The sequence below is a fragment of the Streptococcus mitis genome (assembly GCF_023109105.1).
Lineage (GTDB): Bacteria > Bacillota > Bacilli > Lactobacillales > Streptococcaceae > Streptococcus > Streptococcus mitis_BW.
On the sequence record NZ_JALDTZ010000025.1, the window covers coordinates 1 to 11,863 of the forward strand.

Sequence of the window (11,863 nt, forward strand, 5' to 3'; positions counted from 1 at the left end):
TAATTCCACCATAAAAATCCGTTTTAGACTAACTTCCACTTTGGTTAGACAAGTGGAAGTTACTTTGAGAAGTTACCGTTTTCTGAAAACAATCTTCTTTTTTCATCTTTTACCAATTCAGGTTGACAAATGTTCTGCTTTGAGGTATTATATTGTTCGGGCACCTCTTTTAGAGGTCGGGGCTCCCTAGTTACTAGGGAGCTATTTTTGTTTTTTTAGGAAGTTTTCATGAAAAGTCGTTATTCATAAGGGTCTTGTTTTCTATGTCCCCTCGTAGTTAACAAGGCCTTGAGCATTTTAGAAAGAGGAATCTATGTCTACGAAATATATTTTTGTAACTGGTGGTGTAGTGTCGTCTATTGGGAAAGGGATTGTGGCAGCAAGTCTGGGGCGTCTCTTGAAAAATCGTGGTCTCAAAGTGACTATTCAGAAGTTTGACCCTTATATCAATATCGATCCGGGAACCATGAGTCCTTACCAGCACGGGGAAGTCTTTGTGACAGATGATGGGGCTGAGACCGATTTGGACTTGGGTCACTATGAACGTTTCATCGATATCAATCTTAACAAATACTCAAACGTGACAACTGGTAAAATTTACAGTGAAGTTCTTCGTAAAGAACGCCGTGGAGAATACCTTGGGGCAACTGTTCAAGTCATTCCTCATATCACAGATGCTTTGAAAGAAAAAATCAAGCGTGCCGCTGTAACGACCGACTCGGATGTCATTATCACAGAGGTTGGTGGAACCGTTGGGGATATCGAGTCCTTGCCATTTCTAGAGGCTCTTCGCCAGATGAAGGCAGATGTGGGTGCAGATAATGTCATGTATATCCATACAACCTTGCTTCCTTACCTCAGGGCTGCTGGTGAAATGAAGACCAAACCAACCCAGCATTCTGTAAAAGAATTGCGTGGTTTGGGAATCCAGCCAAATATGTTGGTTATTCGTACAGAAAAACCAGCTGGTCAAGGAATTAAAAACAAACTAGCTCAGTTTTGTGACGTGGCTCCAGAAGCTGTTATCGAGTCTTTGGATGTCGAACACCTTTACCAAATTCCATTGAACTTGCAGGCGCAAGGCATGGACCAAATTGTTTGTGACCATTTGAAGCTAGACGCACCAGCAGCGGATATGACAGAGTGGTCAGCCATGGTGGATAAGGTCATGAACCTTAAGAAACAAGTCAAGATTTCCCTTGTTGGTAAGTATGTGGAGTTGCAAGATGCCTACATCTCTGTGGTTGAAGCCTTGAAACACTCTGGTTATGCCAACGATGCAGAAGTGAAAATTAATTGGATCAATGCCAATGATGTGACAGCAGAGAATGTGGCAGAGCTCTTGTCTGATGCGGACGGAATCATCGTACCAGGTGGTTTTGGCCAACGTGGTACGGAAGGGAAAATCCAAGCCATCCGCTATGCGCGTGAGAATGATGTTCCAATGTTGGGAGTCTGCTTGGGAATGCAGTTGACATGTATCGAGTTTGCTCGTCACGTTTTGGGTCTCGAAGGTGCCAATTCTGCAGAGCTTGCACCAGAAACAAAATACCCTATCATTGATATCATGCGTGATCAGATTGATGTTGAGGATATGGGGGGAACCCTTCGTTTGGGACTTTACCCATCTAAGTTGAAACGTGGTTCTAAGGCAGCAGCTGCTTATCACAATCAAGAAGTGGTGCAACGCCGTCACCGTCACCGCTATGAGTTTAACAATGCCTTCCGTGAGCAGTTTGAGGAAGCAGGCTTTGTCTTCTCAGGAATTTCTCCAGACAATCGTTTGGTAGAAATTGTGGAAATTCCTGAAAATAAATTCTTTGTAGCGTGTCAGTATCACCCTGAACTTTCAAGTCGTCCAAACCGACCAGAAGAACTCTACACTGCCTTTGTCACTGCAGCTGTTGAGAACAGTAATTAGCCAAATTAGAACCTTTGAGAACAATCTCAGAGGTTTTTTGCTTGCATATTTAGGATATGAGTTGCAAAATAAAACATAGTGATATAATTAACATAAATAAAAAGCAGGAGGAAATCCCATGAAAAAAATCACACTATTTAGTTTGTCATTAGCAGGTTTAGCTTTACTAGCTTTCCCTCATTCAGGAAATGCCTTCGAATTGGAAGAAGAATGGGTTGTTAAGTGTGGTGTTCAATATCAAGATGGCAAAATTCTTCGATTTAACAATGGTCATGAAGTGGATATCAAAGTCTTGGATTTGCCAAAAACAGAGAAAATCGAGTGGACGGTTAGTCTCAATGGTCAAGATCAGACTGTCAATTTCCTAGGTCAAGAAAAGGACAAGTCTATGATTGGCGTAGAAGGGCGTTATCTCAATTTCTATGTACCTTATGGCTATAGAGGAGATATCAAGGTAGAAGCCAAGAGCGGAAACGAAGTGAAGACCTGGTCAACGAAAGTGGTTGACGATGTACATCATGAAGGTGGAAAGAGAGGCTACTACCGTATTGAAGAATCAAATGATCAATACACTTACCTCGATGCTAAATGGGATTATCAAACCAAGACTTACACTGCTACCTTACCAGAGACTGTCAATGGTCAAAAAGTCTTTGCTTGGGCAGACTATGACAATGGTGAGTTGAAACTTGAAAAACAAAAGTCTATTAGTCATAAATATGATGGAGGATCTTTCAAAGAACTTTATCCGATCGTAAAAGCAGAAAGCTGGCTAAAATCAGACCAAAATTGGTACTATCAAAAACAAGGCCAACTAGTTCAAAATGCTTGGGTTAAGGACAAGGGAACTTGGTACTTTATGAACGATAAAGGAGTCATGTTCAATCAAACTTGGCTCTATCAAGGTGGCAACTGGTATGCCTTTAAATCATCAGGGGCTATGATTGCTGGTGACTGGCTATACGACCAAGGTAAGTGGTACTATTTATCAACTTCAGGATCCATGAAAGCAAGCACTTGGGTTTATGACAAGGGAGAATGGTATTATGTAAGTTCTTCTGGTGCCATGCTTGCGAATGATTGGGTCAAAGACAATGGTAAGTGGTATTATCTAGCTTCATCAGGTAAGATGCTTCGCAATACCTACACGCCAGATGGTTACTACGTTGGCAGCTCAGGTGCCTGGCAATAAGAATAATACTCTTCGAAAATCTCTTCAAACCACATCAGCTTCATCCACAACCTCAAAACACTGTTTTGAGCTGACTTCGTCAGTTCTATCTACAACCTCAAAGCAGTGCTTTGAGCAACCTGCGGCTAGCTTCCTAGTTTGCTCTAGTATAAGAAGTCCTTTTCCTTTAAGGAAGAGGCTTTTTACTTGCTTTTCTGCTTCTTCTTCATTTGTCCTAAAGCCTTTTTTGTGTTAAAATGAATGGTATGAAAGCTAAAAAAATGTGGATGGCAGGTCTGGCTCTGCTTGGTATTGGGAGCCTTGCCCTTGTTACAAAAAAAGTTGCAGATGACCATAAGCTCAGGAAGACTCAGGAAGAGTTGACAGCGATTGTGCGAGACCATTTTTCAGACATGGGGGAAATTGCGACCCTCTATGTTCAAGTTTATGAAAGCAGTCTAGAGAGCTTGGTTGGTGGCGTCGTTTTTGAGGATGGCCGTCATTATACCTTTGTCTATGAAAATGAAGACCTAGTCTATGAGGAGGAAGTCTTATGATACAACCAGCAAGTTTAGAAGAATTGGCATCTTTAGTTGAAAAGGATGGCAAGAAGGTCTTTCTTTTTGTGGCGGACTGGTGTGGCGATTGTCGTTATATCTATCCTGCCTTGCCAGAAATTGAGGAGACCAATCCAGAGTTCACCTTTATTCGTGTGAACCGAGACCAGTATATGGATTTGGCCAAACTCTGGGATGTTTATGGAATCCCCAGCCTTGTTGTACTAGAAAAGGACAAGGAAATCGGTCGTTTTGTTAATCGCGACCGTAAAAGTAAGCAACAAATTAACGACTTTTTAGCAGGACTGAAATAGGAGAAAAGGAAACAATGATTTTTACATATAACAAAGAACATGTCGGTGATGTCCTTATGGTCATCGTGAAAAACAGTGGAGATGCTAAACTGGATGTGGAACGTAAAGGCAAGGTAGCTCGTGTTCTCTTCAAAGATAATGGGGAAACAGTGGCATGGAATATTTTCGAAGTTTCAAGTTTGTTTGAAATTGCAGAGCGCGGTCAAGTCTTTTTATCAGATGAGCAAGTCGCTCGTTTGAACCAAGAATTGCAGGCGGAAGGATTTACAGAAGAAATTGTCAATGACAAGGAACCTAAGTTTGTTGTTGGTGAGATTGTCGAGATGGTAGCCCATCCAGATAGTGACCACCTCAACATCTGCCAAGTTGCAGTCGCAAGTGACAAGACTGTACAAATCGTTGCAGGAGCTCCCAATGCGCGTCTTGGGTTGAAAACCATTGTAGCTCTTCCTGGAGCTATGATGCCAAAAGGCAATCTCATTTTCCCAGGTGAGCTTCGTGGTGAAAAGAGTTTTGGCATGATGTGTAGTCCTCGTGAATTGAATCTGCCAAATGCTCCGCAAAAACGTGGTATTATTGAATTATCAGAAGACCAAGTTGTCGGAACTCCATTTGATCCAGCTAAACACTGGACTACCTAAGAGGTTGTTAGTATCTGATAGACCAGCTAGAAGGAAATAAGATGGCAAAAAATGTAGTGATTACAGGGGCGACATCAGGAATTGGTGAAGCGATTGCGCGTGCTTATCTAGAGCAGGGTGAGAATGTCGTTCTAACTGGACGACGGATAGACAGACTAGAAACCCTAAAGTCGGAGTTTGCAGAAGTCTTTCCAAATCAAATCGTCTGGACCTTTCCACTAGATGTCACGGATATGACCATGGTAAAGACTGTCTGCTCTGATATTCTAGAAACGATAGGTCAGATTGATATTTTGGTCAACAATGCAGGCTTGGCTCTAGGTTTAGCACCCTATCAGGACTATGAAGAGCTGGATATGTTGACCATGCTGGATACCAATGTCAAAGGTTTGATGGCAGTTACTCGCTGTTTCTTGCCAGCAATGGTAAAAGCCAATCAAGGACATATCATCAACATGGGGTCAACCGCAGGAATTTATGCCTATGCTGGTGCCGCTGTTTACTCAGCGACCAAGGCAGCAGTTAAGACCTTTTCAGATGGTCTGCGAATTGATACCATCGCAACGGATATCAAGGTGACGACTATTCAACCGGGAATCGTTGAAACAGATTTTTCTACAGTACGTTTTCATGGTGACAAAGAGAGAGCTGCGTCCGTTTACCAAGGAATCGAAGCCTTGCAAGCTCAGGATATTGCAGACACAGTAGTCTATGTGACCAGTCAACCTCGTCGTGTTCAGATTACAGATATGACCATTATGGCCAATCAACAGGCGACAGGTTTCATGGTTCATAAAAACTAAAAAATTTCCTTGAAAAGTTACAAATTTCTGTAACTTTTTTTGATTTCCTACGAATAGATAAGTAGGAGGAAGAAAATATGTATAATAAAGTTATCTTAATTGGACGTTTAACGTCTACACCAGAATTGCACAAAACCAACAATGACAAGTCAGTAGCGCGAGCGACTATTGCAGTCAACCGTCGTTACAAAGACCAAAACGGGGAACGCGAAGCCGATTTTGTTAATATGGTCCTTTGGGGTAGACTAGCAGAAACCTTGGCAAGCTACGCAACCAAAGGTAGTCTCATTTCCGTTGATGGGGAATTGCGTACCCGTCGTTTTGAGAAAAATGGTCAAATGAATTATGTGACCGAAGTGCTTGTTACAGGATTCCAACTTCTGGAAAGTCGTGCCCAACGTGCTATGCGTGAAAATAACGCAGATCAAGAGTTAGCGGACTTGGTTTTGGAAGAGGAAGAACTACCATTTTAAACATTAAAAAGTCTGAGTTGGTCTCAGGCTTTTTATCTTGAGAAAGTCAGACTTTTTTCTTGACTATTTCTGACCAAGTGATACAATAGAACTATGATTTAGCACTCAGATATAAAGAGTGCTAATACTATCTATCTCATTATGGAGGAAATCAGATGTTGAAACCATTAGGGGACCGTGTGGTCTTAAAAATCGAAGAAAAAGAACAAACTGTTGGAGGTTTTGTCCTCGCAGGTTCAGCCCAAGAAAAAACCAAAACAGCTCAAGTTGTGGCTACTGGACAAGGTGTTCGTACCTTGAACGGTGACTTAGTTGCTCCAAGTGTTAAAGCTGGAGACCGTGTCTTGGTTGAAGCTCACGCAGGTCTTGATGTCAAAGATGGCGATGAAAAGTACATCATCGTAGGCGAAGCGAACATCTTGGCTATCATTGAAGAATAGAAGGAGAAAGTAAGTATGTCAAAAGAAATTAAATTTTCATCTGATGCCCGTTCAGCTATGGTTCGTGGTGTCGATATCCTTGCGGACACTGTTAAAGTAACCTTGGGACCAAAAGGTCGTAATGTCGTTCTTGAAAAATCATTCGGTTCACCCTTGATTACCAATGACGGTGTGACCATTGCAAAAGAAATCGAGTTAGAAGACCATTTTGAAAATATGGGTGCCAAATTGGTATCAGAAGTAGCTTCAAAAACCAATGATATTGCAGGTGATGGGACTACAACTGCAACTGTTTTGACCCAAGCAATTGTCCGTGAAGGAATCAAAAACGTCACAGCAGGTGCCAATCCAATCGGCATTCGTCGTGGAATTGAAACAGCAGTTGCTGCAGCAGTTGAAGCCTTGAAAAACAACGCCATCCCTGTTGCCAACAAAGAAGCTATCGCTCAAGTTGCAGCCGTATCTTCTCGTTCTGAAAAAGTTGGTGAGTACATCTCTGAAGCCATGGAAAAAGTTGGCAAAGATGGAGTCATCACTATCGAAGAGTCACGTGGTATGGAAACAGAGCTTGAAGTCGTAGAAGGAATGCAGTTTGACCGTGGTTACCTTTCACAGTACATGGTGACAGATAGCGAAAAAATGGTGGCTGACCTTGAAAATCCGTACATTTTGATTACAGACAAGAAAATTTCCAATATCCAAGAAATCTTGCCACTTTTGGAAAGCATTCTCCAAAGCAATCGTCCACTCTTGATTATTGCGGATGATGTAGATGGTGAAGCTCTTCCAACTCTTGTTTTGAACAAGATTCGTGGAACCTTCAACGTGGTGGCAGTCAAGGCACCTGGTTTTGGTGACCGTCGCAAAGCCATGCTTGAGGACATTGCCATCTTAACAGGCGGAACAGTTATCACAGAAGATCTTGGTCTTGAGTTGAAAGATGCGACAATTGAAGCACTTGGTCAAGCAGCGAAAGTAACTGTGGACAAAGATAGCACTGTTATCGTAGAAGGTGCTGGAAATCCTGAAGCGATTTCTCACCGTGTTGCAGTTATCAAGTCTCAAATCGAAACCACAACTTCTGAATTTGACCGTGAAAAATTGCAAGAACGCTTGGCAAAATTGTCAGGTGGTGTAGCGGTTATTAAGGTCGGAGCCGCAACTGAAACTGAGTTGAAAGAAATGAAACTTCGCATTGAAGATGCCCTTAACGCTACTCGTGCAGCTGTTGAAGAAGGAATCGTTGCAGGTGGTGGAACAGCTCTTGTAAATGTTATCCCAGCCGTGGCTGATTTGGAGTTGGCAGGAGATGAAGCGACAGGCCGCAATATTGTTCTCCGTGCTTTGGAAGAACCTGTTCGTCAGATTGCGCACAATGCAGGATTTGAAGGATCTATCGTTATCGATCGTTTGAAAAATGCTGAAGTTGGCACAGGCTTCAACGCAGCAACTGGCGAGTGGGTCAACATGATTGAAGAAGGAATCATCGACCCAGTTAAGGTTAGCCGTTCTGCCCTTCAAAATGCAGCATCTGTAGCCAGCTTGATTTTGACTACGGAAGCAGTTGTAGCCAATAAACCAGAACCAGCAGCCCCAGCTCCAGCCATGGATCCAAGCATGATGGGTGGGATGATGTAAGATTTCCATAGAAAACAACTTATAAAAAACACAAAAGGAGGGAATGCCTACCCCTCCTTTTTATGCTATTCACTTCTAAATAGATTTGAGCTCTCCTAACTTATATGATAAAATAAGACTAGAAAAAGGAGAAGAACATGATCGATGTAGAAGAAATTCTGAGCAAGATGAACCCCAATCAGAAGATTAATTATGACCGTGTCATGCAGAAGATGGTACAAGTGTGGGAGAAAAATGAGCAACGGCCAACCATTCTCATGCATGTTTGCTGTGCCCCTTGCAGTACCTATACTCTAGAATATTTGACCAAGTATGCAGACGTGACCATTTATTTTGCCAATTCTAATATCCATCCCAAGGCAGAATACCATAAGCGGGCTTACGTCACCAAGAAATTTGTTAGTGATTTTAATGAGCGGACAGGAAATACGGTTCAGTACCTAGAAGCTCCCTACGAACCCAATGAATACCGAAAATTAGTTAGGGGACTAGAGGAGGAGCCAGAAGGTGGCGACCGTTGCAAGGTTTGCTTTGACTATAGACTGGATAAAACAGCGCAAGTGGCTATGGACTTGGGATTTGACTACTTTGGCTCAGCTTTGACCATCAGTCCTCATAAGAATTCTCAAACTATTAATAGCATCGGAATCGATGTGCAAAAAATTTATACAACCCACTATCTTCCAAGTGATTTCAAGAAAAATCAAGGCTATAAACGTTCAGTAGAGATGTGTGAAGAGTATGACATCTACCGTCAATGTTATTGCGGTTGTGTCTATGCAGCCCAAGCTCAGAATATCGACCTGGTTCAAGTTAAGAAGGACGCTACAGCATTCTTGCTGGATAAGGATGTTGAAAAAGACTATTCCCACATCAAATTTACTGTTACGAAATTAGATATATAAGGATAAGCCCAGCTGTCAAGCTGGGTTTTTAAAATAAAAAAACCGGGGTCTTAACCCCAGTTTGACAACTTTACCGATTCTTTAGTTCTACATAGCGCTTGTACCAAATGTTTACATAGGCTTCTGAGAAAGGACCTCGTCCATTGTTAATCCAATCAACAAGAATTTTGACATGTTCTTTTAAAATATAGTCCAAGTCATCGGAATAATTCATTTTGCGTTTGTGACGCTCATACTCCTCAACGTCCAAGAGACGTTTCTCTCCATCTGTAAAAATTTTAACATCCAAATCGTAATCAATATACTTCAGTGCTTCTTCATCCAGATAGTAGGGGCTAGCCATATTGCAATAGTAGGAAATTCCATTATCACGAATCATGGCAATGATATTAAACCAATATTTCTTGTGAAAGTAAACAATAGCCGGTTCTCGAGTGACCCAACGACGACCATCACTTTCGGTAACCAGTGTATGATCGTTGACACCAATAATGGCGTTTTCTGTTGTTTTTAGTACCATGGTGTCCCGCCAAGTTCGGTGGAGACTCCCATCATGCTTATAACTTTGAATTGTAATAAAGTCGCCTTCTTTTGGAAGCTTCATAACTAACCAACTTTCTACAATTTATAAGTTTATCGTTTACTATTGTATCATAAAATTACCTAAAATCTGTGAATTTTACATGAAAATATTAAAGATATTCTCTGAGAGCGCTTGCTATATCCGAAAAATCGTATCCTTTTCGTGCTAAAACTTGAGTTAAACGCTGTTTAAGTTCGTATCCTTCATATTTTCGGGCATACTTAGCATATTGCTTATCAAGTTCCTTGAAGATGAGTTCCTGAGTCGTTTCTTGGTCAACTTGACTATCCAACTGATCAAAGGCACTTTTAGCATCAGAATAGGAAAAACCCTTGTTGGTCATATTCTGGATAATCTTATCTTGCAAGGCACGAGCTGGAAGTTTTCCTTCATATTTTTTCAATAGTTTATTAGCTACACGTTGAGCAACTTCAGAAAAATCAAATTCTTTCAAGTTCTCTTCTATAGTAGATTTTGGAACCCCTTTTTGTGTTAGTTTCTGAATCAATACATAAGGTCCCTTGTCTCCTGAAAGCTGATTGGCGTTGATGATAGCATAAGCGTACTGAGCATCATTAATCCACTTATCTTCTTTAAGATTAATAATGACTTGAGAAACTACGTTTTCATCAATATCGTATTTTTTCAGATATTCTCTGACTTCTTTTTCAGTGCGAGCTTTAAAGGATAGGTGGTAGAGAGCTAGATTTTTACTATAAGAAAATTGAGCAAATTCCTGAATCTCCTTCAATTCCTCTTGGCTTATCACTTTATCTCTCGATAACATAAAGCGAACAATTGTATCTTCAGTAATGTAGAATTTGTCGTCATTATCAAGCTCCATCAGATAGAGTCTTTTTTTCTTTTCAAGTTTTGTGATTTTCATAGTTCTATTATAACTCAAAATGTGATAAGATAGGGGTATGAATCTGAAAGTGAAACAAAAAATACCATTAAAAATCAAGCGCATGGGAATTAATGGTGAGGGAATCGGCTTTTATCAAAAAACATTAGTCTTTGTGCCTGGTGCTCTTAAAGGAGAAGATATCTATTGTCAGATTACTTCTATTAAACGCAACTTTGTTGAAGCAAAATTGCTAAAGGTCAACAAGAAGTCTAAATTTCGAGTTGTGCCAGCTTGTACTATTTACAATGAATGCGGAGGCTGTCAAATCATGCACCTGCATTATGATAAGCAGCTGGAGTTCAAGACGGACTTGCTTTATCAAGCGCTGAAAAAATTTGCTCCTGCAGGATATGAAAATTATGAAATCCGCCCGACGATTGGTATGCAGGAACCAAAGTACTACCGTGCTAAGTTACAATTTCAGACTCGAAAATTTAAAAATCAGGTCAAGGCGGGCTTGTATGCACAAAACTCTCACTATTTAGTAGAGTTGAAAGACTGTCTGGTACAAGACAAGGAAACTCAAGTGATTGCTAATCGCCTAGCAGAATTACTTACTTATCACCAAATTCCAATCACGGATGAGAGAAAAGTTCTAGGTGTTAGAACTATAATGGTTCGACGAGCAAGAAAGACTGGACAGGTTCAGATTATTATAGTTACGAACCGCCAGCTTAATTTAACCCAACTGGTAAAAGACTTGGTTAAAGATTTTCCAGAGATTGTGACGGTAGCTGTGAATACAAATACAGCTAAAACCAGTGAGATTTATGGCGAAAAGACAGAGATTATCTGGGGAGAAGAGAGTATTCAAGAAGGTGTACTCGATTATGAATTTTCACTATCACCACGAGCTTTCTATCAACTAAATCCTGAACAAACAGAAGTCCTCTATAGTGAGGCAGTAAAAGCGCTGAATGTTGATAAAGAAGACCATTTGATTGATGCTTATTGTGGAGTTGGTACGATTGGTTTCGCCTTCGCAAAGAAAGTTAAAACACTCAGAGGTATGGATATTATTCCAGAAGCCATTGAAGATGCTAAGCGAAATGCTAAAAGAATGGGATTTGATAATACACATTACGAAGCTGGAACCGCAGAAGAGATTATTCCTCTCTGGTATAAGGAAGGCTACCGAGCAGATGCTCTGATCGTGGATCCACCACGTACAGGTCTGGATGACAAGTTATTAGATACAATTCTTACCTATGTACCAGAAAAAATGGTCTATATTTCTTGTAATGTTTCAACATTGGCAAGGGATTTAGTACGTTTGGTAGAAGTCTACAATGTCCACTATATCCAGTCAGTCGACATGTTCCCACACACCGCTCGAACTGAAGCTGTTGTAAAATTAATTAAAAAAGTTTAAAAAAGTAGTTGACAAAGGAGAAAAAGTCGGTATAATAGTAAGAGTTGAAAATAACAACTCCGGTCCGTTGGTCAAGGGGTTAAGACACCGCCTTTTCACGGCGGTAACACGGGTTCGAATCCCGTACGGACTATGGTA

13 protein-coding genes and 1 tRNA gene are annotated in these 11,863 nt (G+C 40.9%); 12 read left to right on the forward strand and 2 right to left on the reverse strand.

What is annotated here, in order from left to right; all coding sequences use genetic code 11:
- Positions 1 to 313: 313 nt before the first annotated feature.
- The 10 genes from M1F37_RS09600 (at position 314) to M1F37_RS09645 (ending at position 8,863) form a co-directional block, all read left to right on the forward strand.
- On the forward strand, positions 314 to 1,921 hold the full coding sequence (locus M1F37_RS09600) for a CTP synthase (protein WP_247935639.1): 1,608 nt from the start codon (positions 314 to 316) through the stop codon (positions 1,919 to 1,921).
- Between the two features lie 118 nt (positions 1,922 to 2,039).
- Complete coding sequence (locus M1F37_RS09605; RefSeq protein WP_247935640.1) at positions 2,040 to 3,113, forward strand: N-acetylmuramoyl-L-alanine amidase family protein; 1,074 nt, start codon at positions 2,040 to 2,042, stop codon at positions 3,111 to 3,113.
- A gap of 236 nt (positions 3,114 to 3,349) precedes the next feature.
- Complete coding sequence (locus M1F37_RS09610) at positions 3,350 to 3,649, forward strand: DUF4651 domain-containing protein (protein ID WP_247935641.1); 300 nt, start codon at positions 3,350 to 3,352, stop codon at positions 3,647 to 3,649.
- A complete protein-coding gene (locus M1F37_RS09615) occupies positions 3,646 to 3,963 on the forward strand; it encodes a thioredoxin family protein (RefSeq protein WP_061590194.1) in 318 nt (105 codons plus the stop codon). The genes M1F37_RS09610 and M1F37_RS09615 overlap by 4 nt, the downstream gene beginning before the upstream one ends.
- A gap of 14 nt (positions 3,964 to 3,977) precedes the next feature.
- Complete coding sequence (gene ytpR, locus M1F37_RS09620; RefSeq protein WP_247935642.1) at positions 3,978 to 4,604, forward strand: YtpR family tRNA-binding protein; 627 nt, start codon at positions 3,978 to 3,980, stop codon at positions 4,602 to 4,604.
- Positions 4,605 to 4,645: 41 nt separating this feature from the next.
- Positions 4,646 to 5,407 carry an SDR family NAD(P)-dependent oxidoreductase gene (locus M1F37_RS09625; RefSeq protein ID WP_247935643.1) on the forward strand — a complete coding sequence of 254 codons (762 nt, stop codon included), beginning with the start codon at positions 4,646 to 4,648 and terminating at the stop codon, positions 5,405 to 5,407.
- A 77-nt stretch (positions 5,408 to 5,484) separates the two neighbouring features.
- Positions 5,485 to 5,880: a single-stranded DNA-binding protein gene (locus M1F37_RS09630; RefSeq protein WP_247935644.1), complete on the forward strand. Its 396-nt coding sequence runs from the start codon at positions 5,485 to 5,487 to the stop codon at positions 5,878 to 5,880.
- Between the two features lie 155 nt (positions 5,881 to 6,035).
- Entirely contained in the window at positions 6,036 to 6,320 is a 285-nt protein-coding gene (gene groES, locus M1F37_RS09635) for a co-chaperone GroES (protein WP_000917323.1), read from the forward strand.
- 15 nt (positions 6,321 to 6,335) lie between these two features.
- Complete coding sequence (gene groL, locus M1F37_RS09640; RefSeq protein WP_247935645.1) at positions 6,336 to 7,958, forward strand: chaperonin GroEL; 1,623 nt, start codon at positions 6,336 to 6,338, stop codon at positions 7,956 to 7,958.
- A 137-nt stretch (positions 7,959 to 8,095) separates the two neighbouring features.
- Positions 8,096 to 8,863 (forward strand): epoxyqueuosine reductase QueH, encoded by a 768-nt coding sequence (locus M1F37_RS09645; protein ID WP_000567567.1) that lies wholly within the window; start codon positions 8,096 to 8,098, stop codon positions 8,861 to 8,863.
- Between the two features lie 70 nt (positions 8,864 to 8,933).
- On the opposite strand, the gene M1F37_RS09650 is transcribed toward M1F37_RS09645, so the two are convergent.
- Together M1F37_RS09650 and recX are read right to left on the reverse strand one after the other, a co-directional pair.
- Positions 8,934 to 9,467: a DUF402 domain-containing protein gene (locus M1F37_RS09650; protein WP_000775316.1), complete on the reverse strand. Its 534-nt coding sequence runs from the start codon at positions 9,465 to 9,467 to the stop codon at positions 8,934 to 8,936.
- Between the two features lie 88 nt (positions 9,468 to 9,555).
- Positions 9,556 to 10,332, reverse strand: a complete 777-nt coding sequence (recX, locus tag M1F37_RS09655) for a recombination regulator RecX (RefSeq protein ID WP_247935646.1) — start codon at positions 10,330 to 10,332, stop codon at positions 9,556 to 9,558.
- A gap of 37 nt (positions 10,333 to 10,369) precedes the next feature.
- Between recX and rlmD the strand changes: the two genes are divergently transcribed.
- Together rlmD and M1F37_RS09665 are read left to right on the forward strand one after the other, a co-directional pair.
- Positions 10,370 to 11,725 carry a 23S rRNA (uracil(1939)-C(5))-methyltransferase RlmD gene (gene rlmD / locus M1F37_RS09660; RefSeq protein ID WP_247935647.1) on the forward strand — a complete coding sequence of 452 codons (1,356 nt, stop codon included), beginning with the start codon at positions 10,370 to 10,372 and terminating at the stop codon, positions 11,723 to 11,725.
- 61 nt (positions 11,726 to 11,786) lie between these two features.
- Positions 11,787 to 11,858: transfer RNA gene (locus M1F37_RS09665), tRNA-Glu, on the forward strand.
- Positions 11,859 to 11,863: the final 5 nt, after the last annotated feature.

Bases quoted from the DNA above. Each gene is read 5' to 3' on its own strand.
- M1F37_RS09610 (WP_247935641.1), top strand. From the start codon at position 3,350: ATGAATGGTATGAAAGCTAAAAAAATGTGGATGGCAGGTCTGGCTCTG.
- M1F37_RS09600 (WP_247935639.1), top strand. From the start codon at position 314: ATGTCTACGAAATATATTTTTGTAACTGGTGGTGTAGTGTCGTCTATT.
- recX (WP_247935646.1), bottom strand. From the start codon at position 10,332: ATGAAAATCACAAAACTTGAAAAGAAAAAAAGACTCTATCTGATGGAG.
- groL (WP_247935645.1), top strand. From the start codon at position 6,336: ATGTCAAAAGAAATTAAATTTTCATCTGATGCCCGTTCAGCTATGGTT.
- groES (WP_000917323.1), top strand. From the start codon at position 6,036: ATGTTGAAACCATTAGGGGACCGTGTGGTCTTAAAAATCGAAGAAAAA.
- rlmD (WP_247935647.1), top strand. From the start codon at position 10,370: ATGAATCTGAAAGTGAAACAAAAAATACCATTAAAAATCAAGCGCATG.
- M1F37_RS09605 (WP_247935640.1), top strand. From the start codon at position 2,040: ATGAAAAAAATCACACTATTTAGTTTGTCATTAGCAGGTTTAGCTTTA.
- M1F37_RS09650 (WP_000775316.1), bottom strand. From the start codon at position 9,467: ATGAAGCTTCCAAAAGAAGGCGACTTTATTACAATTCAAAGTTATAAG.
- M1F37_RS09630 (WP_247935644.1), top strand. From the start codon at position 5,485: ATGTATAATAAAGTTATCTTAATTGGACGTTTAACGTCTACACCAGAA.
- M1F37_RS09625 (WP_247935643.1), top strand. From the start codon at position 4,646: ATGGCAAAAAATGTAGTGATTACAGGGGCGACATCAGGAATTGGTGAA.
- M1F37_RS09615 (WP_061590194.1), top strand. From the start codon at position 3,646: ATGATACAACCAGCAAGTTTAGAAGAATTGGCATCTTTAGTTGAAAAG.
- M1F37_RS09645 (WP_000567567.1), top strand. From the start codon at position 8,096: ATGATCGATGTAGAAGAAATTCTGAGCAAGATGAACCCCAATCAGAAG.
- ytpR (WP_247935642.1), top strand. From the start codon at position 3,978: ATGATTTTTACATATAACAAAGAACATGTCGGTGATGTCCTTATGGTC.